This is a genomic window from Desulfosporosinus sp. FKB (genome assembly GCF_002196705.1).
Classification (GTDB): Bacteria; Bacillota; Desulfitobacteriia; order Desulfitobacteriales; family Desulfitobacteriaceae; genus Desulfosporosinus.
On record NZ_NADJ01000036.1, the window covers coordinates 1 to 24,403 of the forward strand.

A 24,403-nucleotide genomic window follows, 5' to 3' on the forward strand; every position below is an offset into this window, starting at 1 on the left:
TTGGTAGATTTGTACGCAATCAAATTATACCAAAACCCTGTGTTCATGCGGAATTTTTATATCTGTTTGACCCAATTAAGCCGGAATTAGAGCTGATTTATTAGGTGCGAAACTTCAGTTATTATTAATCGGCAGCGGCCTATCTATTGCAGGCAGGCTGTTTTCGATTGAAGGCTAATAGCCCTCGATTCACAAGTATTGTACACAAAGTGTTTTAGGATTAGGTAAAAAAAATGCTCGAGAAGGCGTTAAAACGTCTTTTCGAGCTTATATGTTTTATATGTTAAAGACCCAAAGCGAATCGCCTGCTCATTCCAGCTTATCCTCATATCCCATTTGGCTGATTACCATTTCATAATAAGCCCCTTTGCTCCTCATCAGTTCATCATGAGTTCCGCTCTCCAATATTCTCCCGCTGCCGATAACCATTATTTTGTCAGCATCGCGAATGGTTGAAAGTCGATGAGCAATTAAAAAGCTCGTCCGATTTTTCATGAGAGTCAACAGCGCATGCTGAATTTCTTTTTCTGTCTTGGTATCAACGCTGCTTGTAGCCTCATCAAGAATTAAAATCGGAGCGTCACACAGTATTGCCCGGGCGATAGCCAGTAATTGGCGCTGTCCTTGACTAAGGTTATCTGTACTGCCGGTTACGATCGTATCATAGCCTTTGGGCAAACGGGTTATAAATTCGTCGGCATGAGCCAGCTTAGCGGCTTCTTTGACTTCCTCATCTGAGGCAGAAGGTCTTGAATAACGGATATTATCGTAGATCGTACCTGTAAAGAGACAGGTATCTTGTAAGACGACTGAAAAACAGCTTCTTAAGTTTTTTCTGGCAATTTCCGTAATATCCCTGTTGTCAATGAGAATTTCCCCATGGTCCAGCTCATAAAAACGAGTTAATAAATTGACAATAGTCGTTTTTCCTGCTCCTGTTTCACCGACTAAAGCAACAACTTCACCGGGGCTGACTTTAAAGTTGATATCAGTTAACACCGGTTTGCCGGGGTTATAGAAAAACGTGACATTGCGAAATTCTACCGCTCCTTGAGGATCAGTTAGTTCTTGTATATCCGACCGGTCAGGGACTTCTTCTTTCTCGTCCATGATTTCAAAGACTCTTTCTGCGCCTGCCAAAGCCGACTGGATGTTATTAAACATTCCGGCAATATTATTTAAAGGCTGACCGAATTGTTTGGAGTAGGTCAGAAAACTTACGACCACACCAACAGTTATGACTCCTTTAACTGACAATATTCCTCCTGTACAGGCGATGATACCAAAGCTCAGGTTATTAATAACATTCATAAACGGCATCATAAAACCAGCCCAGATTTGTGCCTTTGTCGAATAATCACAAAGTTCCTGATTGGTATTCCCAAAATCCGTCAGAACATTTTGCTGCCGGTTAAAGGCTTTGACCATCTTCAGACCGTTAATGCTCTCTTCAATCACGCCGTTTAACGCACCCAGCTTTTGCTGCTGCCCTAAAAAATACCCTCGGCTGCGTCTGGTAATTGTTTTGGTTAATAAGAAAAACAGTGGTATGGATATCATGGCAACCAGCGTCAAAATGGGGCTTAGGACGAGCATCATAATAAAGGAACCTGCGATAGTAAAAACGCTCGCGATAAGCTGAGTCGTCGTCTGGGAAATAGTGCTGCTGATATTATCAACATCATTGGTGATCCTGCTCATAGTATCCCCGTGTGATCTCGTGTCATAAAAATCCAGAGGGATGTTCTGCAGCTTAGCAAAAAACTCGGTTCGAATGTGTTTGACGAGTTTTTGGGTAACCTTGGCCATCAGAATGCCATTGGATGTATCAAGAAACCAGCCGGCAAGGTAACATGCCACCAGAATCAGGATATAGTCTGCCAATAATGATTGATCGACAGTATTGGTTTGGGGATGGAAGGTATTGATTGCCTTGCCTAAAAAAAGCGGGGTAAATAAGGCGACTGTGGCGGAAGTGACTGTTAAAGCGATTGACAGAAAGAAGGACCTTCGCCATAACATAAAAATCCCCAGCAGTCTTTGCAGCGTTGCTTTTGTGTTTTTCGGCTTTGCTGTGGGAGCAAATCGTCTTGGCCCTCCGCCGCCAATCCTGCCCAAGTTAGGCATGTTTTCAAAGCTTTTATTGTTACTCTTAGCCATGCGTAATCCCTTCCAAGTCGCCGCCTATTTGCGAGTCAAAAATTCCCTGATAGGTTTTACAGGACTGCAGGAGTTCTTGATGACTGCCAAAGCCAACATTTAATCCATTGTCAAGTACAAGAATTTTATCGGCAAACATTGCGGTTCCTATCCTTTGCGTTATCATGATTACTGTTCTGCGGTTCTCGGCTTGATTGATTGCCCTTCTGACCTTCGCTTCAGTAACGGCATCAAGGGCACTTGTGCAGTCATCCAGAATCAGAACAGGCGCTTTTTTTACCAAGGCCCTGGCAATAGAAATACGCTGCTTTTGGCCGCCTGAAAGATTTACTCCGCCCTGACCTAAACTGCTGTCGTATTGAGCGGACATATTTTGAATAAATCCGTCTGCCTGGGCAGCCTGGGCTGCCTGGGTAATTTCCTCTTTAGAGGCTTGGGGATTTCCCCAAGCTATATTTTCGAAAACAGTTCCAGAGAAAAGCATGCTCTTTTGCGGTGCCAGAGCAATATTTTCTCTCAAGCTATCGCTGTTCAGGGTTTTAATATCCCTTCCATTAAAATAAATTGCACCTTCCAGGACGTCATAAAAATGTAGGAAAAGCCAGACAAGGGTGGATTTCCCTGAGCCCGTAGGCCCAATAATTGCCAGGGTTTCTCCTGAATTAATCTTAAAGGAAAGATTTTTGATCGTCGGCAGACCGCTGCCGCTCGGATAGGCAAAGGTTACGTTTTTAAACTCAAGTTCTCCTGAACGATGTTCGGATTTTTGGCCGGAGCCTTTAAAATCCTCCTCGCTGTTCAGCACCTCATTGATTCGCTCCGTGGAGGCTTTTGTCCTGACAAAGACATTGAAAATGTTCGTGATCATGATCAGAGAGGCTAAGATCTGCGTCATATAGCTGATGAAGGCGGCTATTTTTCCGACTTCGATATCCCCATGTCCATAGAGTATGCTTCCAATATATAGTATCAGAGCAATCCCCAGATTAATGCTTAGGGACATGAGGGGGGAAAAATAGGCAATGACAACCTGGGAGGACAGAGTTTTAGCAGCCAGATCAGAATTGGCGCTATCGAACTTTTCCTCCTCATCCGCATACCGTCCAAAGGCTTTAACGAGTCTTACACCCATCAAATATTCCTGAACCACTGAATTTACTTTATCAATGGCATATTGGACTTTAGAAAAACGAACATAGCTCAGTTTCATACTGATAACGATAAAAACGGCCACAATCATCACGACGAGAAATAGGATTAAGCTCATCTGGCGGCTTAACATGACGGCCAGAATTATGCTTCCTAAGCAAGTGATTGGCGCTTTAAAAAAGATTCTCATTAAGCCGTTGATAAATTGGGTTACTTGGGAGATGTCATTGGTCATGCGAGTGATCAGCGAACCGCTTTCAATCTTATCTGAACTTACTTCAGAAAATTCAATTATCTTCGCATAGACATCATAGCGCAAATCCGCCCCAAAGCTTTGAGATACCTTGCTTGCCAGGACGCTCCGCGTGCCTGCAAAAAAGGCCCCTATAACTGTGATCAATAACATCAGCAGCCCAAATTTTATCACTGTTGCCATTTGGCTGTTTTTCACGCCCTCGTCAATGATGCGTGCCATGATTGTCGGCTGCATCAAATCACAGAGGGCCTCAAAAAACACACAACTTACCGCTGTGAAGAACAACAATTTGTATTTCTTAAAATAAGGCTTGTAGATACCCATATTTTCCTGATTTCCTATCTTTTCTAATGTCAAAACTGCTCTGAAACGATAGTCTCCAGTGGAGACTATCGCCAAAACAGCCTATACCAAAAGGAATACTTCGCGGCAAAGTAGGACTCTGCCCCGACAAGCAAAGTACGATGGGCCCACTTCCACTGCTGAAAGCAGAAATTTTAAGATTGGATAAATTACTTTTTAGTTGAGTTGGTTGTCTTAGTTGTGGTAGTAGTGTTACCTTTAGAGATTTTTACTTTCTCTCCGTCATTTAAGAAGATCTGGCCCTCGGTAATTACATTCTCACCTGGTTTTAAGCCACTGATAATCTCGGAGATTTTATCGTTAGAAATCCCAACTTGTACGGGAATCTTATCTACAGTGTTATTCACAACGGCATAAATATAAGAAACCCCGTCCTCGATGGATATTGCTCCGTTGGGTACCGTCAAGATATTATCCTTTTGTTGTGCCGGGAGAACTACTGTAGCATACATTCCTGCTTTTAATTCATTATTAGTATTATCCAAATTGACATCAATAACATAGGAATTTGTTTTGTCGGCAGCAGGGCTGATAATATTGATCGTCCCATTGACGGTTTTATTATTCAGTGCGCTGATTTTAACCGGTACCGTTTGGCCTTTTTTGAGATTGATGACCGTGGTATCCGGAACATTAACCTCAGCGACTACAGTTTTAGTGTTGATCACCGTAAATGCTTGAGTCGCACTCGATGCAACCTCTCCTATATCTATATTACGACTAGAAACAGTCCCATCAATCGGTGAAGTAATCGTTGTATTTTGAACCTGAACCTGTGCATAGTTTACGGCTGACTGTGCTTGCTTTACTTGGGCTGCCGCAGCTTCTACGGACTGTGGTCCTGATTGTTCCTTGAGCAAATTCAGGTTTGAGTTGGCAGAATTCAGAGCGACAGTTGCCTCATCGAGATTTTTTTTATCATTCTCCAGACTTTGCTGCGATAATGCTCCGGCATTATACAGCGTTTTGTCCTTATTATAAGTATCTTGAGCATTGTTATAAGTTATTTGAGCATTTTGTTGAGCTTCTTCCGCAGTGAGCAATTGTTGCTGATAAGCTGATCCTTGTGTTTTATCATAATTGACTTGGCTTCCTTCCAGATTTGCCTGCTGCTGCTGAAGCTGAGCTTGTAAATCACTTGAGTCAAGAGTAAACAATACCTGACCTTGTTTAACCTCATCTCCTACATCAGCTTGCACCGCCGCAACCTTTCCGGCAATTTTCGGAGAAATCGTTATATCCTGAAATGGTTTTAATTCGCTGGAATATTCGACATTCGTCGTTATTGAGCCTGAAGTTGCCTGTACAACATTAACGTTAACTGCACTCTGCTGCTTGGGCGCCGCCGTCCCGCAAGCGGTTAAAATGAACGACATACCAATACTCAAAACTGAAATCGCCATACGCTTTTTATCATATCTCATCACTCTTAAGCCTCCGTATGTTTTAAAATCTCTCGTCTCTTGCGAGAACGGTGTTTTATATCATCCAAGACGGTATATACTACAGGCAAGATAATAGGTGTGAATATTGTTGAGGCGATCATGCCCCCGATAATGACAAGGGCCATCCCAACTTTCATCTCGCTGCCCTGACCGAAAGTAAATACGGCAGGCAGCATTCCTACGATCATCGTCAGTGATGTCATTATGATCGGTCTCAGTCGAGTTGTTCCCGATTCAATCAAGGCTTCTTTTAAAGGTTTGCCTCTCTTCATTAATGTATTGGTATAGTCAATTAGCAAGGTTCCGTTTTTAGAAGCCAAGCCGTCAAGCATAATGAGCCCTATCATTGTTGTCAAGTTCAGGGTGTTTCTCGTAATCGCCAGCATGACAAAGGCTCCGATAATTGCACACGGCAAGGAAAGCATTCTAATCAAGGGGGTCAGGAACGATTCGTAGAGTATGACAAGAATCATGTAGACAAGTACGATTGATCCCGCCATAGCTTCGCCAAGGCTTCCAAAAGAATCCGACATGCTTTTTTGATTTCCGCCAAATTTTATACTATAGCCATAAGGCAGGGCGATTGTGCTCAATTTGCTCTGAATTTCTGCATTAGCAGTTCCTAAAGCTACATTTTGCTGCAAATTAGCCGTGATATTAATAACCTCTAACCTATCCTGCCTGGAGATGGTTTTCTGACTATCTGACAAGACAATAGAGGCGACCTGATTCAAAGCGATTTGCTGTCCTGCGGCATTCATTATCTTAATAGAACCGATGTCATCCGGAGTTTTTATCTGGTTGTCTTCAAAACTTACGACGATATCGTGAGAGGTGCCGTCGCTGTCCGTGTATTCTCCCACCGTTGATCCAGCGATACTTGTTCTTAGAATTGATGCAACATCGGAAGGAGATACGCCGTATTGATTACAGGCCAAACGGTTAACATTGACCTTAATTTCATTTTCATTTTGTCTTACAGAGTTGTTAACATCAACGACACCCGGTATTGATTTAACTAAGCCTTCAACTTTATAAGAGATGGTTTTCAAAACAGTGTTATCGCTGCCTTCCAGATTTATCTGTATACCACCTCCGCCGCCTCGGCCGCCGCCGCCGAAGCCAAATCCCCCTGAACCCATAGATGCTTGGGAGACCATTACGCTGGCACCCGTTAGTTTTTTACTCCACCCTCGAATTTCATCACCCACTTGGGCTTGGGTCTTCTTGCGCTGACTTTTATCCACAAGTCCCACAACGAAATTAGCTGTAGATTTATCACTGCCGCCTATCCTGGAAAACACGCTTGTAACTTCCGGCAAAGTGTGCAAATATTTTTCCACAACAATTGCTTTGCTTTCAGTTTGTTCTAGGCTGGCCCCAGGATTAAGCAAAAGATTAACGGACAACTGATTATTGTCGGTCTGAGGAATAAACTCTGTCTTGATGGCTCCCAAGGGCAGTAAGGCAATACTCGCAATAACTCCGATGGCAAAGACAGCGATGATTTTCATGCGGTGATTCATTGACCACAGCAGGGTCTTTTTATATTGCTCTGTAGCTTTTTCGAAGGGATGTAACCCTTTGGCCCTTTGGAATAAGCTTGAACGTTCCATGACCTTGAGAAGGTATTTTCTTAACTTACTATTTCCCTTAGAATCAAAGGGATTAACTTCGTCACGTAAGATTCTTGACGAGAGCATAGGGGTTACTGTAAAGGAAATAAAGAGAGAAAATAAGGCTGCAAAAGCCACAGTAAGGCCGAATTCCTTAAACAGTGCCCCTGATGTTCCTGACACAAAGGCTACCGGTGTGAAAACAACAATATCGCAGAGAGTTATAGCTACAGCTACCATCCCAATTTCTTGCCGCCCATCCAGAGCGGCTTGCGCTGGACTTTTACCCATTTGCCGGTGCCGAATAATATTCTCCAGAACTACGATGGAGTCATCAACCAAAATACCGATGCAAAGTGACAAAGCCAAAAGCGACATCATATTGAGAGTGAAATGGCATACGTACATGGCAAAGAAGGTTGAGACCAAGGAAGTTGGAATGGCGATCAAGACAATGAGTGATGAACGCCAGTTACGCAGAAAGAGGAATAACACCAGGGCAGTAGTGATGATACCTTCGATAATATTTTCCTTAATATCGTTGACTGAAGCCTTGATAGAGGTTGTGGTATCGTAGGCAATGCCCAGATCAACTCCTTTAGGAAGAGTTTTTCTGATATTGACAAGTTCTTTTTTAACTCCATCAACTGTCTCCACCACATTAGCATCACTTTGTTTTTGAATGCTTATGGCGATAGCGTTTTTGCCGTTTAATTTAATTGAGGTATCATTTTTCGGGTAGTCAAAATTAACCTGAGCAATATCACCCAAACGAACACTGCCGGAGTTACTGGTTGGAACCATGATATTTTTGACATCATCAATATTTTGGAATTCTCCGATCATGTCCACCGTTAAGTCACTTTGATCCTGAACAATATCCCCTGCCGGAGTATTCACGTTTTCGGAACTAATTAAGGCCATTAGTGTTTTTAGGTTAATTCCATAATATTCAACGGCAGATTTATCCAGTTTTACTTGCAGCTGCTTAGCGTTTGCTCCCATAAGAGATACTTGCCCAATATTAGGGAGATTCTGCAGGCCCTGCTGGACGTTATAAGCCACATTATAAATTTCATCATAAGAAGTTGACCCGGATACAGTTAGCATCAGTACAGCAGAGGCATTCGGGTCGATCTTTTGGATAATCGGTTTATCCGCATCTGTTGGCAATTGTCTCTGCGCTCTGTCCACAGCTTTTTCCACGTCCATAAGGGCAGAGTTAATATCTGTATCCTGGGTAAAGGTTATAACCGTTGTGCCTGCGCCCTGCCTCGCCGTCGATGAGATGGTATCAATTCCGCTTATCCCGGAAACGGCATTCTCCAGCGGCATTACAATTGCTTTATTAATTTCATCAGAACCTGCGCCTGCATAGCTGACTGAAACTGTAATGACAGGTATATTCATAGAGGGCAGCATGTCTACACCCATATTGTTGTAGCCAATAATCCCCAGGCCCAGGAGTAAAACTACAAGGATAATAATTGTTGCAGGCCTTTTTATCGATAGTTCAGTAACACCCACCAAATTAACCTCCAAACTTAACATTATCATTCATAAACTGCAAATTATAATCTTCACTTACTTTTGTAAAACGCTTTCCCTTGATTATTCGCCTTTGTTGTCCATCTCCTTTAAGATTTTTTCCAAAAACCGTTGCTCAAGCTGATAATGAGACAGGAGATATTCTTTTACCATCAGTCTCTTCGTAGGATATAACTCTTTTGTTTTTGCGAACTTCTCATTAAAATGGTTCATAAAATCATTTAGATTTGTTAAGCGTTCTTGAATTGTTTGCTTGAAAATTTCCGGATCCATTAAATTGCGGCAGGACAAACCGACGCTTAAATCAAAGTAATAGCGTTCACTGTGTTTTAAAATTTTTTCAGTTGCATTTTCAAAGGCTTTATTGCCGTTTTCCGTTATGTAGTAGCGTTTCCGTTGAGGCATGTTACCCTCTTTTTCAATTTTGTAGGCGAGAAGGCCCTTATTACATAACCTATCTAAGGCCTGATAGATTGTCGTACCCCCAATTTTGACCCACGTTCTTATTTCCCGGTCTTCAATCATTTTTTCTATTTCATAAGCATAGGACGGTTTAGTCTTGACAAATTTTAATAACATAAGTTCTTTATTTGATAACATAGATTTCACCCATCCTCATTAATAATACTACTAGTAATAGTAGTATTATTAGTAGTACCAGTCAAGAAGAAATCACCTCCATTGTATTGCCAAATTATGTGAATTAAGCTCTCCTTTATTGCGCCAGCTTATAACATGCCCTTTTTATAGGATAAACGAATTCTGTTAGGATTTAATGAAAAAGATCTTTAGAAAGTGTTAAACCTTATTATGGGAAATAATGAGGACCTCCGCGTCCGGAGGTCCTTGCGCAATGCCCCAATAGAGATAACCATAAAATATTGGGACAAGACTATTGAATTATGAATGTGACTTAATAATTAAGAAGCTTTTGCTAGTATAACCGGTTTACTGGTTTTTATTAAAAGAAGATCAGAATTTAGTCAAATAAATGGCAAGCAACAAAATGACCGGGAGAAACTTCTTTTAATTTTGCTTCCTGGAGTTTACACGATTCCTGTACCTTGAAGCAGCGGGAAGAAAAACGGCAGCCTGCAGGTGGATTAATGGGACTGGGTACGTCCCCCTCCAGTATGATGCGTTCCATTTTCTTCTCCGGATTGATGACGGGAATAGCAGAAAGCAGAGCTTGGGTATAGGGATGCTGCGGATTGGCATAAAGTTCTTTCTTCGGAGCAATCTCTACCAATTTGCCCAAATACATGACGCCAACACGGTCACTAATGTGTTTAACAACGTTCAAGCCATGGGCAATGAAGAGATAGGTCAGACCAAACTCTTCCTTCAAATCGCCTAACAAATTCAAGACCTGAGCCTGAATGGACACGTCCAGAGCGGAAACCGGTTCGTCGCAGACGATAATCTTCGGTTCCACTGCCAGGGCACGAGCAATACCGACACGCTGCCGCTGCCCGCCGGAGAATTCGTGGGGGTAACGGTTACGCTGGTGGCGAGCCAGCCCTACACAGTTTAAAAGATAAATGACACGCTCTTCCACCTGATTTTTCGGCAACAGGCCATTGATAAGAATCGGCTCGGCAATAATGTCACCTACCGTCATTTTAGGATTCAGTGAAGCGTAGGGGTCCTGAAAAATCATCTGGATATCCTTACAATATAAACGGCGCTGTCCTTCATTAAGAACTGTCAAATCCTTACCTTCAAAAAACAATTTACCGCTGGTCGGGCTGTAAAGATTGACTAAAATTTTACCGAGAGTCGTTTTTCCGCAGCCGGATTCGCCCACTAAGCCAAAGGCCTCACCCTTATTGATGCTAAAGGACACGCCGTCAACGGCTTTTAAGACGGAGACGGGCTTGCCAAAGAAATTGGTATCGACAACAAAATGTTTAGCAAGGTCTTGAATATCCATCAACACTTCACTCATTGTTTACCCGATCCCCCTTCCTTAGCGTCATATAAAAAGCACCGTACCTTATGACCGTCAATTTCCCGCAATTGGGGCATTTCCTGAGTACATCGCTCCATACTCTGCTCGCAGCGATCAGAAAAGGGACAACCTTTGGGCATATTAAGGGGGTTGGGTACCATCCCTTTGATCATATATAAAGGTTCATCGCTGTCATTATCAATTTGCGGTATAGATTTCAGCAATCCAATCGTATAAGGGTGCAGCGGATGATTGAATAGGCTTCTGACATCGGCTTCTTCCATGATTTTACCGCAGTACATGACAATGACCCGGTCAGCGGCTTCAGAAACCACGCCTAAATCATGGGTAATAAGCATTACTGCCATATGGAACTTTTCTCTCATGCGATAGAGAAGTTCCAAAATCTGAGCCTGAATGGTTACATCAAGAGCTGTCGTAGGTTCGTCTGCAATTAATAATTCAGGCTCGCAGGCTAAGGCCATAGCCGTCATCACCCTTTGGCGCATGCCGCCGCTCATCTGATGCGGGTAATCGTTGGCCCGCTGAGCCGCTGACGGGATACCTACCGTTTCTAACATCTCAATTGTCCGCGCCAAAGCTTCTTTTTTAGAAAGCTTCATATGCAGCATGATACTTTCCATAATCTGATCTTTGATACGCCAGACCGGATTAAGCGATGTCATGGGTTCCTGAAATATCATGGAAATTTGATTGCCCCGCAGCTTTTGCTGTTCTTTCCTGCTCAGCTTATTTAAGTCCTGGGATTTATATAAAATTTGCCCGCCGGTAACCCTGCCCGGATTTTGCAAAAGCCCCATGATGGAAAGGGAGGTTACACTTTTGCCCGAACCGGATTCACCGACAATAGCCAAAATTTCGCCTTTATCTATTGTGAAGCTGATATCATCAACAGCCTTGACTATGCCGCGCTTCAGCTTAAATTCCGTTGTTAAATTTTTTACTTCCAGCAACATCCTGTTCACCACCCCTATTTTATTCTGGATTTAGGATCAAGGGCATCCCGCAGCCCGTCACCTAACAGGTTAAAGGCCAGCACTGTAATTGTGATGGCAATACCGGGAAAAATCAGTGTATAAGGGGCGGAGAAAATAAAGCCCCTTGCCCGACCAAGCATATCGCCCCACTCGGCGAATGGCGGCTGAACTCCCAGACCCAGAAACCCAAGGGCTGCTGTATCTAACACGGCAGAGGAAATACCCAAGGTAGCCCTGACGACGATCACAGAAATAACATTGGGCAGAATATGTTTATAGATAATACGTCTCGTTTTGTTGCCCATGATTTTTGCTGCATGAACATAATCATTTTCTTTAACTGAGAGAATACTGCCCCGCACGATACGGGCATACTCAGGAATCGATACCAGCCCAATGGCAATAATCGCTTTATCCAAGCCTTTGCCCAAGGCCGCCATAAAGGCGATCGCCAACAGGATCGACGGAATGGCCAGCATCATATCCATAAGTCTCATAATCACTGTATCCGTTTTGCCGCCGCGATAAGCAGCAATGGCACCAAAGATAACTCCAATGGTTAAGGAAATAGCTACTGCTGTAACACCTACGAACAAGGAGATTTTCGTTCCGTCAAGGATTCTGCTAAACATATCCCTGCCAAGTTGATCTGTCCCAAACCAGTGCTGGGCATTAGGTTTGATAAAACTTTTCGTCATATCGGCATAATTAGGATCATAGGGTAATATCTGTTTGCCCATGAGCTCACTCAACCAAACCGTCAGGGCAATCAGAGCCAAAATTCCAATGATAAACAGGCCGGCAACTGCGGCTTTGTTCAGTCTGAGTGTTTCCCACATTACTTTAAGCTGCGACTCCGGTTTTTCCACGTATTCTGCAGCCTGTAGATTTTCATCGGGATTCGAAGAATATGTTGGTTCCATACAAGCTACACCTCTTTTTTCGAATATTTAATACGTGGATCAAGGAAGGCATAAATCACATCGACAATGAGATTCATTAAGACATAAATCGTAGCTACCAGTAATACCACACCCTGAACCACTGGAAAATCAGATTTCAGAATACATTCCACAGTATAAGCACCGATCCCCGGCCATGAGAACACTGTTTCTGTCAGTACAGCACCACCGAGAAGACTGCCTAACTGCAGACCAATTACGGTGACAATAGGTATCAAGCCGTTGCGCAAGGCATGCTTGCGGATCACTTTGCCCTCTGGAACTCCTTTGGCCCGGGCAGTTCGAATAAAGTCCTGCTGCAGCGTGTCCAACATACTGGAGCGGGTCATTCTTGTGATGATCGCCATGGAATACATGGCCAAGGCGCTCGCCGGTAAAATAATGTGCTTCAAGGCATCGAAGAAAGAGTCCATGTTGCCTGCTATCAGGCTGTCAATGAGGAAAAACCCAGTGATATGCGCAGGCGCTAAGAGGGGATTAATCCGGCCGTTGGAAGGAAGCCAGTGCAGTGCACCGGAAAAAAGAATGATTAACAATATTCCCAGCCAAAAAATCGGCATAGAGACACCAATCAAGGCTATGAACATCCCGGCGTTATCGAAAATAGAGTTCTTCTTGACTGCAGAAATTACACCAATCACTATACCGAAAAATGAGGCCAAAATGATGGCGACAAAGGCCAGTTCAATGGTTGCCGGAAATCGTGACATAATTTCTTTGACAACAGGCAGCTTAGTATAGTAGGACGTTCCAAGATCTCCGGTCAATGCACCTTTGAGATAATGATAATATTGTAAATAGATGGGATCATTTAAACCATTGACCTGCCGCCAGGCATCTGCAGCCTGCTGAGTGGCATGCTGGCCTAAAACAATGGGAGCAGGATCCGGTGAAAATACGCGCATGATCAGGAAAACGATAATCGAAACCCCTAAAAGCACGGGAATCAACATTAATAAACGTTTTATTATATATCTGAGCATCAGCAACACCTTTCCCCAAATAAAACCTAAAATAAACAAACCGGGAACCGGCTTGAGGCCGGTTCTCGGCAGTCTAAATTATAAAGAACAACGCCAAAGTTATTTCTTGGATACACCTACAAAAGGAGTAATACCTGTCATATGGAAGTAGAAGTTTTGGACATTAGGTCTGTAAGCACAAAGGGTTTGAGCGTGGGAAACGGGAAGCCACACTGCATCAGCAGCTGCGATTTTCTCCAGTTGAGTGTAAATTGCGTTGCGGGCATCACCGGCAGGGGTAGCTACGCCTTTTTTAATTAAGTCGTTGAATTGAGGATTATTATACAAAGCAATATTCATCGTCGGATCAGGATCTGATAAGAGGTTCATAAAGTTATCCGGGTCTCCATTGTCGCCGACCCAACCGTAGAAGGCAATATCATAATCTCCTTCTTTAACTTTTTGCTTATAAGTGGTCCAGTCATAAGAATCGATTTTAACGGTAACTCCAACTTTGGAAAGATAACCTTGGATAGCTTCAGCTAACACTTGACCGGTTGCGGTGTTGTAAGGTCTTGGGTTGGTATAAGTAATCATGTGTACCGTGGTCAATCCGGCAGCTTTTAACGTTTTGGCTGCAGCTTGCGGATCATAGGCTACTTGAGAAATACTCTTGTCATAGCCTTCCATGAAGTTTGGCATAATTGAGGTTGCAGGTTCGGAATAACCTTTATACAGGCTCTTCACCATTTCAGGAACATTGACGGCCTGAGATATAGCTGTGCGGAGATTTTTGTCATTGAAAGGTTTACGTGAGGTATTGTAAGCCATGTAGTTAATGTTCATGCCCGGTGCTTGGAAAATCTTATTGCCGGCATCGGTGATCTGTTTTACAACAGTAGCATCGATACCATCGATGACATCAGCTTCACCATTGTTTAAGGCAACAACGCGGGCGGAATTGTCTTTAATAAATTTGAAAACAACATTTTTGATCAGAGGCTTGGTTCCCCAATATTGATCATTGGCAACTAAGACAATGTCTTGATCCTTATCCCACTTAACAAATTTGTAAGGACCTGTGCCAACAGGCTGTTGGTTGACGTTATTGTTATTATCTTTAAGAGCTTTAGGACTAATCATGGGAGCGGCCATGATCATTGCTAAATTCTTTAAGAAGGGAGTGCTTGGAGACGTTAAATTAATTTTAACGGTATTTGGATCAACAACCTGTACGTCTTTCACAGAACCAAAGACGAAGGATGCATAGGCCATATCCTGAGTTACTTTAGGCGGTAACTGACGGTCAATGTTAACTTTCACTGCATCAGCATTAAAATCAGTACCATCCTGGAATTTAACACCTTTACGAAGATGGAAGGTATAGCTAAGTCCATCGGGACTTACATCCCAGCTTGTAGCCAGGGAGGGTTCTACCTTCGTGGAATCTTTATCGTACTTTAAAAGTCCTTCATAAATGTTACTCATTACTTTAGCGGACTCGCCGTCATCAACGAGAGCCGGGTCCAGTCCTCTAGGTTCTGCCCCTTGAGCATAAACCAAGGTATCGCTGCCTTTCGATGAACTGCTGCTCGCTGAGCTGCTTGTAGAGCTGCTGCCGCAACCTGTTAAGGAAACAAGAACAAGGGTTGCAGATAGAGCAAGGGCCATAATTCTTTTTACTTTTCTCATTTTCTTCCTCCTACTTTGTTGAATTAGAAAATATCATATATTTCCTATATTTTATATAACACCTCCAAATTATTTTCCCTAATTATAGCAAATGAACTTGCCCAACTAAAGAAATAAAAAAGATAAAAAGTGTTTGATTATTGTATACAATCCTAAATACGTTACTATTATATAAGAACCCCTTGAAGAATCTCTCAAAAGTTAACTCGTTCAACTAAATCCGAACATCGGGAACCACTCCCACTTGAGGTGGAAGTCTTAAGAATAGATAAATGCGGCACTTACTAATAAGCCTAAGCCTCATAGTAAGTGCCGCTGCAAATCCTACGTATACTTCAACTCTGGGGTTATAAATCAAATCCAGCAATAGCGATTTTTGGGCCGGCCGATTTTCTGATAACTTGGTATGGACTGAACTTTACCGTTATTAACAAGATAGGTAAGATAGCGATAAACAGTGGGGACCGCAAGAGACAGCTTTTTGGAGATCTCCTCTACGGTTGAAGGTTCGGGACAATCGGTGAGATATCGTTCGATATAGGAGAGCGTTGATTTACTTATTCCTTTGGTTACAAAAACATCGTTTTGTACTTTGGTGTTGGCTTGTACCGCCTTGGTCATATACAGCAGCCGCATGTGCAATTGGACCCGGGCAATTAAATCCGGTGCCTTGACTGGCTTCAGGGCAAAGTCAGTAGCGCCTGCATCGAGAAAACGATCAGCTATTTCCTGCCGTTCATCAACAGTGAGTACAAGGATGGGGATTTCCGGATCATGTTCCCTAATCAAGCGAACCGTTTCAAGACCATCAATTTCCGGCATATGATAATCCACTAAAATAATATCTGCTCCATGGGTAAAGAAGCCTTCGATTCCTTCTCTGCCATTTGGATAGGCTATAGGATCCCATCCGGCGAAACTGAATATTTCGCTTAAGGTATAGCGCAGTGACTGCTCGTCATCCATAATTATTATTTTCATTGGCTCTCTCCCAAAGGCAAGGTTATCCAAACCTTAGTTCCCTGGCCGACGACACTTTTTATATTGACAAATCCTTCATGCCCTTCGGCGACCTGTCGTACAAAAGCCAGGCCAAAACCAGGATGGTTTTTGGTGCTGTATCCGGTCTTCCAGATTCTTTTGACATCGTTTTCTGTTATACCATAGCCATTGTCTTCCACTTCAAGGTTCACTGTATTTTCCAATGTTTTGGCACGCAAAACAACCCTCCCATTTTCTCGATCCTGCACTGCATCCAAGGCGTTATCAATCAAATTTATGATTGCCCGGGTTAATCTGATTTTATTAATATAAAGATTTGATCGAGGTTCTCCCTCTAATTCTATATCCACAGATAAGTTTGTCCCACTTAGACGAGTGGCTCGAATATAGTCAATCAGGTCTTTTAGTTCACACCAATTCTTGCGATCTTCATATAAAATTTCCGATACCATGGCGCTCATAGAATTAATGGAACGATAAATCGTTTGACAGTATTCCTGCATCTTTGGGTCCGGCCAGCGCGTCTCCATAAGAGAAACCAGCCCTTCAATGGTTGCTAAAGGCGTTTTTAGATCATGGACTAAATGAAGCACCTCTCGTCCCGAACGAGATTCATTAGCTTCAAGCTGGGCACGAAGCAAATCCTGAGAAATAGCCCATTTCTCCATATATAAAATTAAATAAACCCACAACGTGATAGCACTGGCAACGAAGATAAAGAACAGCACATTGGCATAAAGCGTTAAAACCTCGCCAAATCCAATTTGAATTGCGGATTGTTTTAATTTAAACGATAAAGAACCCTGACCAAAGCCGTAAGGTGTTAGAAAAGGAACTTGATTTAACCAAGCAACTCCAAAAATTAATTGAGAAAAAACCATGAGTTTCATCCCAATATTCAATTTTTGCTTGCTTAAGGTCTGCATCACTACAATCATCAGCCATAAAAAAATGTCGGTGGCTCCAAAACTATAGTTTAAAGGAGTAACCAGGTTAACAATCACATAAGCGCAGGGAACAACGGTCAAAGGGATGACGGTTTTTAAGGCAGGCCGTTCAAAGACTTCCGCCATTCCATCCCCTAACATAACCACGCTGAGAAACTGAGGTATAGAAATAATCGTATTAATAGACACGATCAGGAAGGCATTTACCATTAAGGCACTTCCGTCTGTCTTATAATGCATCGTTTGCAGTAATTGGTCCAAGCCAATAAGCTGCGGTTTTAGCCAATAAGGTATTAATATTCCCAATAGGAATAATATAATTCCTATCCATATTTTTATAGACTTGAGAATTTTCCTCACAGCTTGCCTCCCTTCTCTTATATAAGTATACCATGAAAAAGGTCGACGGATAGCAAAAAAGCCTTGAAAGGGAACAATAATCCTCTTCAAGGTTTTATTATTTTATAATCATATTTACATACTCTAGACTCTGGACGAATGACCGCTGGTATAAATGCCCTTTGCTTCAAGAGCCTGGACAAGAGCGCCAACTGTTTCGAGATGACCTTTTCGCATGGTAATATAAAGCTGAAAAGACCTGTGCGCTGCTAAGAGAGGTATTAAAAGCAGCAAAAGTCCCAAAGGCCCATAGCAAGTTGTTCATTTTGGATAATGTTTATTTTTTCTCCAAAAATAATAATTGACTTTGTGACTTTTTTCTATAATCAATCGTGTTATAGATGAAAGGAGATTCTTACATGCCCCAATGGCCTGGCAGTAGTTTTTCAACAAAATACAAATTGTATGGCGACATGGTTTTTAAAATTGCCATGGTTCATCTCGGAAATAAAGATGATGCAGAAGAAATTATGCAAGAGGCATTTTATAAGCTTCTGTTCAAATCACCAACTTTTAATAATGATGGCCATGAGAAAGCATGGCTTATTAAAGTGACGGTTAATCTTTGCCGGGATACCCTGCGCAGTGTTTGGCACAAACGAGTCATAAAAATGGAGGAAATAGATAATTATTACGATGATCCGGCGGACTTTAATATTTTAAAAGAGATTATCAGCTTACCTATGAAGTATAAATCGGTAATTTACCTCTTTTATTTTGAAGATTATTCGATTAAACAAATAGCCCAAATCCTAAACAGCAAAGAGTCAGCAATAAAAATGCGTTTGCAGAGGGGTCGTCAGCTTCTAAAAATAGAATTGGAAGGAAATGAAAATGAACAGCTTTGATATTAAACGCGTCATCGGAAAACTTGAGCCGGATGATGACATGGAACAGAGATTATCCGCCAAATTAAACGGGAAGCTGGCAAAAGGAATGCCCTTCAAACCTATTGCTGTAATAGCGGCTGGGCTGATCGTGGCTATTGGGGCAGGTGTATTGGCCAATCATCAGATTGAAACCCCTCCCAAATTAGCTGTTCAAAACAATATCCCCAATAGCACGTCCATTGCCCTCCTCCCCGATAATAAAGGCGGCAACCAAGCGGAACAGAAAATTCAAGGAAATAATGCTAAAAATCCAAACCTCCCGCAAACTAATAACAATCAAAGTAGTAACCAAACTAATAGCCAAAATAACAACCAAAATAACAACCAAGCTGAAACTATCGCTCCTCAAACCCGCAGCGACTCCGATGTCCAATCACCGTCCCTTCCCAATACCGATAAGCAAAATGACAACTCGAAAGCACTTCAACAGAACAACGAGACCAACAATTCTAAGCAAATCCCGGCTGAAAATGAAACAACACCAGAACCCAGAACTTTGCTTAGAGACAATGGCGATAACGGTGTCAGTTCACAGAATCAAATATCGCAAGGGTTAAATCAGCAAAATGAGGGAATTTTTATTCCCAAAGTTCAATTGCCTGTTAAGGCAACAGATTCGGTAACAACAGCAAAAATGATGGAGCTTATTGTCTATCAAGGGAGGATATATATTCGCAGCACTTTACCCCTGGATCTGAACAGGGCCGCTGCGCTGGTTGGCGAAAAGCTTGGCACCACGAAGGGAACCATCACAGAATGGAGTCAGCAGAACGATTATGACGAAGAGTTGGCTTCGACGGTTGGGATCCAAGACGTCTATTCCGTCAAGGGCTATGACAAGAGCTTCAGAATTATGACGTATGAACAAATCAACGGTGAAGTTAATGCTCAGTTCTTTGATTGCCTGAATGGCATCACTGTGAAAACGGGACATGACATTTTTGGTAAGTTCCAGATAGAAAACAATATTGCTTCGGTTCGTTATGAGGACTTCGAAAGTTGGAACAACGGTAAAAATAATTTTAAATCCCTGTCAAATCTTGATCAATTTAATGTTTTTCTGGCAGCATTAGAAAACTCAGTTCCTGTGAATGAAGAAGACTTAGACTATTTATTTTCTGAACAAGGTACAACAGATCAGCGAGTTTTGGATATCCGCTTAAAGGATGGCAGCGGTGTTGAATTACGGCTTTTTAAAGAAGGCTATGTCTATATCAATGGCGTTAATATATTCTTCAAAGTGGACAGCCTTGTATTTAACAACTTTTGGAATGGGCTGGTTTAACCAGCGAATTGATTTGTGGTTAACAAGCTCCGTTTATTGATTACTATGAAAGGGGTGATTACCAAGGAACAAACCCAGCTTTCTTAAGACAAAGCCTTGATTCGATCTGTAATTAATTATTAAGGAGGCGTCTCTTTTGAAAAAAAGTATTAAACTTATATTTTTCGCCCTTGTTCTAACCTTATTATTTGCTCAAACTGCATCTGCAGCGGAAATTCAACAGCCAGGAACAATCGAGACTTCGGCAACCAGTTCCGTAAACGTAGACCCTGACATCGTCCAACTCAATTTATCTGTAAGGACTGAAGCAAACAGTGCTGCTTTAGCGCAGGAAAATAATTCGATTGCTGTTAACAAGGCCATAGATTTGCTCGTAGGTGAAGGTTTAAGCAAAGATGCCATTAAGACTACAAACTATTCCACCTATTCTTACACCAAATCAGATGATACTACTAAAAATGAAGTTACAGTATACTCTTCTAATAGCAGTATGACAGTGACTATTAAAGAGTTAGATAAAGTCGGGGATATTCTCGATAAACTGGCAGATATCAGCGAGGTCAATGTAAATTCGGTTAACTATTCCATCCAGGACCCAGGAAAGTACAAAGATCAAGTCATCGCTTCCGCGATTGCCGCTGCGAAGGAGAATATTCTCAGTAGTGCCAATGCTTTAGGTGTTACCTTGGATAAATTGAACAGCCTCAGAATTGATTTTAATTCAGATTCAAATATTCAGCCTTATCCCAGAAATACAGTTTCCCTTAGCGGATCTTCAACTCCCCAGCCACAAAGTCCGGAAAAGATTACAATCTCAGCTACTGCAGACTTGTCTTATACGGTCCAACAGTAGATTCACTAAATTTTTCAATTTACAAACACTAACTAAAGTGAGACAGGCACGTTGTTTCGAAAAGCAACGTGCCTGTCTCTTTTTGAGTTCCCTCTTCAAGAAGCCATGCATGAATTGTAACCTACTTATATAATCTATCGTGAAGCAACATCCATGTAAAGGTGATCGCGTCATCCATACTAAGAAAAAGATAAGCAAGTGACGCTGCACGATGATAAAGAGTGCGCATAAATGCTTTCTTAAAAATCCAAAAAATAAATGATGGAAAAGGTCGAATATTATAGACGATGTTTACTATTTAGATTATACTGAAAATAACTAAATCGTAAAGGGAGCGGTGATATGGGCACAGTCGAAAGAGAATTCAGAGCTTACGATGAAAAAGAAAAGGCCTTGATTTATGATCAAGATTTATGGCTTCCTGATTATCTGAAAAAGTTAGGGCATACCGAATCTCCCGTTCATATTTCCTCGGAAGGAATTCATTATACCTTAAATTGTTTATCAAATCATTATGAAAACGATTGGGAAGAAAAGGTCATAGCTTATATAGGTATTGATATCATGCAAAACACGAATCTTTTGGACAAGACGGGAAAAAAAATCTTTGGCAAAGACATTATTTCCTTCTACCCTTCAGGTAATTTGACTCAAAGTTCAGCCAAAACTTTAGGAAGAATTCAGTATAGCGAACAATCCGGCGAATGGATTATCGTTAATAAACATGAACAATTTCTCGATGAATTAGGCAAAGCAAACCAACCCGAAGTTATCGGTAACTGGTTCGAGAATGCAGAATTACTTAATTAAGACATCAAAAAGAACTCCGCAACACTACGGAGTTCTTTTAGTTATAGTTGGTTTTAGGTGTTGGATGCTCAAATCAACTCTTTAGTTTCTTGCAATATAGTGAGTGTGCAGTAATTGATGAGCCTTACTACTGCCGGGCTTGTCCAGAAATTCTGCGTAGATCTTTTTAATTTCAGGATTATCATGGGATTTTCTCTTCACGGCTGTTCTGTCTAAGGAATAGATACTGGCAGCTCGTAATTGATTAACCTCTTGAGTTTTTGATTTATCCATAAGAATCGGCTGACCCCCGCCATTAATACAACCTCCAGGGCAACCCATAACTTCTATAAAATGATAGCCTGCTTTACCCTCCCTGATTGTATCAAGAAGTTTCGACGCATTACCTGTCCCGTGAGCAATTGCTACGTTTAATTTCATCCCATTGACATTGACAGTTGCTTCCTTGATTCCCTCCAAACCACGAACTTCGTGATATTCAATGGTTTGAAGATCTTCACCAGTTAAAATATCAGCAACTGTTCGCAGAGCTGCTTCCATAACCCCTCCGGTATTAGCAAAGATTACACCTGCACCGGTTGAAGTGCCAAGAAGTTCATCATAATGGCTGTCTGATTGTTGATTAAAGTTTATGCCCGCTTGTTTAATCATTTTAGCGAGTTCTCTCGTCGTTATGACAGCATCAACATCCCTAAGTCCATTGATCTTCAGTTCTTCACGGTCTGCTTCGAACTTTTTAGCTGTACAAGGCATAACCGAGACAACAAAAACCTTCTTCGCATCAAGACCGGCTTTTTGCGGATAATAGGACTTGGCTACCGCTCCAAACATCTGCTGAGGGGACTTACAGCTTGAAAGATTATCCAGAAAGTCCGGATAATTATGCTCGCAGAATTTGACCCATCCCGGAGAACAAGAGGTAATCAGCGGCAGCTTACCTCCATTGTTGATCCTGTGCAGCAGTTCCGTACCTTCTTCCATAATGGTAAGATCTGCGCTAAAGGTGGTATCGAATATCTTATTAAACCCTAATCTTCTAAGGGCAGTTACCATTTTCCCTTTAACATTAGTTCCAACAGGCAGGCCGAATTCCTCACCCAAGGCAACCCTGACGGCAGGAGCTGTTTGTACGACGACATGGAGCTCCGGGTCTTCAAGCGCATTCCAAACTTTTTCCGTATCATCTCTTTCCTGGAGCGCGCCTACGGGACAAACCTTTATACACTGCCCGCAATTAATGCAGGAACGAAGAGACAGACTTTGTTCATAGGGAGTGGTAACGGAGGTATCGGGCCCTCTATTGGCTAATTCAATGGCATTAACCTTTTGAATGTTCGAGCAAACGCTGACACACCGGCCGCATAAAACACATTTGCTGGTATCCCTGACCACCGGGCCAGATTGATCCAGCTCCACGCAAGTTCCTTTTTTCTCATAGTAATTCGAGTCAATGCCAAAATCCTCAGCAAGCTTTTGAAGCTCACATCTTTGATTTCTTTTACAAGATAAGCATTCCCGATTATGATTTGCCAATATGAGCTCTAAGATGTCTCTCCGTGTCTCCCGCACCAGCTTGCTTGAGGTTTTAACCGCAATCCCTTCCTCAGCTTTTGTTATGCAGGCAGGCTGCAGTCCCCTCCAGCCTTCAACTTCAACGACACATATTCTGCAAGAGCCTGGTTCATGAACCCCTTGCAGGAAACAGAGTGTCGGAATATCTACCTTGGCTTCTTTGGCAGCTTGTAAAATTGTAGAACCCTTGGCAACGGAGATATCTATACCATCAATCGTTAGGTTGATCTTTTCCATTCTTGTTTACCTCCTTACCCCACTCATGCTGCACTTTCCGCTGGGACATCGGCCCTGAACATGAGCTTCAAATTCATCTGCAAAATGCTTGAGAAGTGTTGTAACAGGAACCGGAGCGCTTTGGCCCAGACCGCAAAAGCTTGTATTCCTCATCGTCCGAGCTAAACTCTGGAGACGCTCAAGGTCTTCCTTCGCTCCTCTGCCTGAAGTCAGCTTCTCTAGGATTTCAACCATTCTTCGATTTCCTTCCCGGCAAGGAGTACACTTACCGCAGGACTCGTCTTCGAAGAACTCCATGACCGTCTTGAGATAATCCACAACACAATGACTGTCATCGACAACAAGAACGGCACCTGAGCCCAGTGATAAACCGTTTTTTCGAAGGTCGTTATAACAAATTTTTGTATCCAGTAATTCTTCAGGGAAACAAGCTCCGCTTGATCCACCCAAATGAACAAATTTTAGCTTTTTGCCGTCAGCAATTCCACCACCGAGGTCATAAATAAGGTCTCTAAGGGTCGTTCCAAAAGGCACTTCATAAACTCCCCGCTGAACAACATTTCCGGAGAGACACATCAATTTTGTCCCGCCGCTGAATTCCGTCCCCAACGATAGAAATTTTTCTCCGCCTTCCTTAACAATCCAGGGAATACAGGCATAAGTCTCCACGTTATTTAATACAGTAGGCAGCATATTAAGGCCTGCATTCTTGATATAAGGTGGTTTACGTCTCGGTCTGCCGGTTTTTCCTTCAATTGATTCCACCAAGGCGGTATTTTCTCCGCAGACATAAGCCCCTGCTCCTGAAACCACTTTAATATTAAAATTCAGTCCCGTACCCAGGATGTTTTCTCCAAGGAATCCAGCCTCTGTGGCGTTCTTAATAGCACTCCTTAATATTTTTTGAATCCCGGAATATTCACCCCGGCAATAGATGTATCCTTCCTTTGCCCCGAAAATAAAGGCCCCAATTGTCATCCCTTCGATTAACATCAAGGGATCTTCGGCCATAATATGGCGGTCCTTAAAAGTTCCCGGTTCCCCTTCGTCCGCATTACAAATCATGTATTTAGGCCCTTTTTCCAGAGGAATAGCATACGCCTGTTCCCACTTAACTCCCGTAGGATATGCCGCTCCCCCTCGCCCAAAAAGATAGGCATTTTTAATCTCCTGAATAATCTCTTCAGGTTTCATGGTAATTGCTTTTTTTAACCCTTCGTAACCACCGGCAGCAACAAATTCTTCCACATAGTCCGGCTTAATTTTTCCAAAACGCGAACTTAATATCTTTGTGTTTTCCATGCTG

At 42.3% G+C, this 24,403-nt stretch carries 18 protein-coding genes; 4 read left to right on the forward strand and 14 right to left on the reverse strand.

Annotated elements, in window-relative coordinates; all coding sequences use genetic code 11:
- Positions 1-309: 309 nt before the first annotated feature.
- The 12 genes from B5Y67_RS13980 to B5Y67_RS14035 form a co-directional block, all read right to left on the reverse strand.
- Complete coding sequence (locus tag B5Y67_RS13980; RefSeq protein ID WP_088227059.1) at positions 310-2,160, reverse strand: ABC transporter ATP-binding protein; 1,851 nt, start codon at positions 2,158-2,160, stop codon at positions 310-312.
- A complete protein-coding gene (locus B5Y67_RS13985) occupies positions 2,153-3,889 on the reverse strand; it encodes an ABC transporter ATP-binding protein (RefSeq protein ID WP_088227243.1) in 1,737 nt (578 codons plus the stop codon). The genes B5Y67_RS13980 and B5Y67_RS13985 overlap by 8 nt, the downstream gene beginning before the upstream one ends.
- 188 nt (positions 3,890-4,077) lie before the next feature.
- Positions 4,078-5,352, reverse strand: coding sequence for an efflux RND transporter periplasmic adaptor subunit (locus B5Y67_RS13990; RefSeq protein ID WP_088227244.1), 1,275 nt, complete (start codon positions 5,350-5,352; stop codon positions 4,078-4,080).
- Positions 5,353-5,357: 5 nt separating this feature from the next.
- The gene (locus B5Y67_RS13995; RefSeq protein WP_088227060.1) at positions 5,358-8,516 is read right to left on the reverse strand and encodes an efflux RND transporter permease subunit; all 3,159 of its coding nucleotides are present in this window, start codon (positions 8,514-8,516) and stop codon (positions 5,358-5,360) included.
- A gap of 84 nt (positions 8,517-8,600) precedes the next feature.
- Positions 8,601-9,137 carry a PadR family transcriptional regulator gene (locus tag B5Y67_RS14000; RefSeq protein ID WP_088227061.1) on the reverse strand — a complete coding sequence of 179 codons (537 nt, stop codon included), beginning with the start codon at positions 9,135-9,137 and terminating at the stop codon, positions 8,601-8,603.
- Positions 9,138-9,516: 379 nt separating this feature from the next.
- Positions 9,517-10,485: a dipeptide ABC transporter ATP-binding protein gene (locus B5Y67_RS14005; protein ID WP_088227062.1), complete on the reverse strand. Its 969-nt coding sequence runs from the start codon at positions 10,483-10,485 to the stop codon at positions 9,517-9,519.
- On the reverse strand, positions 10,482-11,465 hold the full coding sequence (locus B5Y67_RS14010) for an ABC transporter ATP-binding protein (protein ID WP_088227063.1): 984 nt from the start codon (positions 11,463-11,465) through the stop codon (positions 10,482-10,484). Before B5Y67_RS14010 ends, B5Y67_RS14005 begins: the two co-directional genes overlap by 4 nt.
- A gap of 14 nt (positions 11,466-11,479) precedes the next feature.
- Positions 11,480-12,409 (reverse strand): ABC transporter permease, encoded by a 930-nt coding sequence (locus B5Y67_RS14015; protein WP_088227064.1) that lies wholly within the window; start codon positions 12,407-12,409, stop codon positions 11,480-11,482.
- A 5-nt stretch (positions 12,410-12,414) separates the two neighbouring features.
- The gene (locus B5Y67_RS14020; RefSeq protein ID WP_088227065.1) at positions 12,415-13,431 is read right to left on the reverse strand and encodes an ABC transporter permease; all 1,017 of its coding nucleotides are present in this window, start codon (positions 13,429-13,431) and stop codon (positions 12,415-12,417) included.
- A gap of 99 nt (positions 13,432-13,530) precedes the next feature.
- Positions 13,531-15,102: an ABC transporter substrate-binding protein gene (locus B5Y67_RS14025; RefSeq protein ID WP_088227066.1), complete on the reverse strand. Its 1,572-nt coding sequence runs from the start codon at positions 15,100-15,102 to the stop codon at positions 13,531-13,533.
- A gap of 354 nt (positions 15,103-15,456) precedes the next feature.
- The gene (locus B5Y67_RS14030; protein WP_088227067.1) at positions 15,457-16,083 is read right to left on the reverse strand and encodes a response regulator; all 627 of its coding nucleotides are present in this window, start codon (positions 16,081-16,083) and stop codon (positions 15,457-15,459) included.
- On the reverse strand, positions 16,080-17,411 hold the full coding sequence (locus B5Y67_RS14035) for a HAMP domain-containing sensor histidine kinase (RefSeq protein WP_088227068.1): 1,332 nt from the start codon (positions 17,409-17,411) through the stop codon (positions 16,080-16,082). Before B5Y67_RS14035 ends, B5Y67_RS14030 begins: the two co-directional genes overlap by 4 nt.
- A 398-nt stretch (positions 17,412-17,809) precedes the next feature.
- On the opposite strand from B5Y67_RS14035, the gene B5Y67_RS14040 reads away from it, so the two are divergent.
- The 4 genes from B5Y67_RS14040 to B5Y67_RS14055 all read left to right on the forward strand — a co-directional run bounded on the left by B5Y67_RS14040 (position 17,810) and on the right by B5Y67_RS14055 (position 21,288).
- Entirely contained in the window at positions 17,810-18,298 is a 489-nt protein-coding gene (locus B5Y67_RS14040) for a sigma-70 family RNA polymerase sigma factor (protein WP_088227069.1), read from the forward strand.
- Positions 18,285-19,625, forward strand: coding sequence for a hypothetical protein (locus B5Y67_RS14045; RefSeq protein WP_088227070.1), 1,341 nt, complete (start codon positions 18,285-18,287; stop codon positions 19,623-19,625). The genes B5Y67_RS14040 and B5Y67_RS14045 overlap by 14 nt, the downstream gene beginning before the upstream one ends.
- 136 nt (positions 19,626-19,761) lie before the next feature.
- Positions 19,762-20,478: an SIMPL domain-containing protein gene (locus B5Y67_RS14050; RefSeq protein WP_088227071.1), complete on the forward strand. Its 717-nt coding sequence runs from the start codon at positions 19,762-19,764 to the stop codon at positions 20,476-20,478.
- Between the two features lie 342 nt (positions 20,479-20,820).
- Complete coding sequence (locus tag B5Y67_RS14055; protein WP_088227072.1) at positions 20,821-21,288, forward strand: YopX family protein; 468 nt, start codon at positions 20,821-20,823, stop codon at positions 21,286-21,288.
- 81 nt (positions 21,289-21,369) lie between these two features.
- Here the strand turns inward: B5Y67_RS14055 and B5Y67_RS14060 are convergent, their stop codons facing one another.
- Both B5Y67_RS14060 and B5Y67_RS14065 read right to left on the reverse strand, forming a co-directional pair.
- Positions 21,370-23,097 carry an NADH-dependent [FeFe] hydrogenase, group A6 gene (locus B5Y67_RS14060; RefSeq protein ID WP_088227073.1) on the reverse strand — a complete coding sequence of 576 codons (1,728 nt, stop codon included), beginning with the start codon at positions 23,095-23,097 and terminating at the stop codon, positions 21,370-21,372.
- Between the two features lie 6 nt (positions 23,098-23,103).
- On the reverse strand, positions 23,104-24,399 hold the full coding sequence (locus B5Y67_RS14065; RefSeq protein ID WP_088227074.1) for an NADH-ubiquinone oxidoreductase-F iron-sulfur binding region domain-containing protein: 1,296 nt from the start codon (positions 24,397-24,399) through the stop codon (positions 23,104-23,106).
- Between the last annotated feature and the right edge of the window lie 4 nt (positions 24,400-24,403).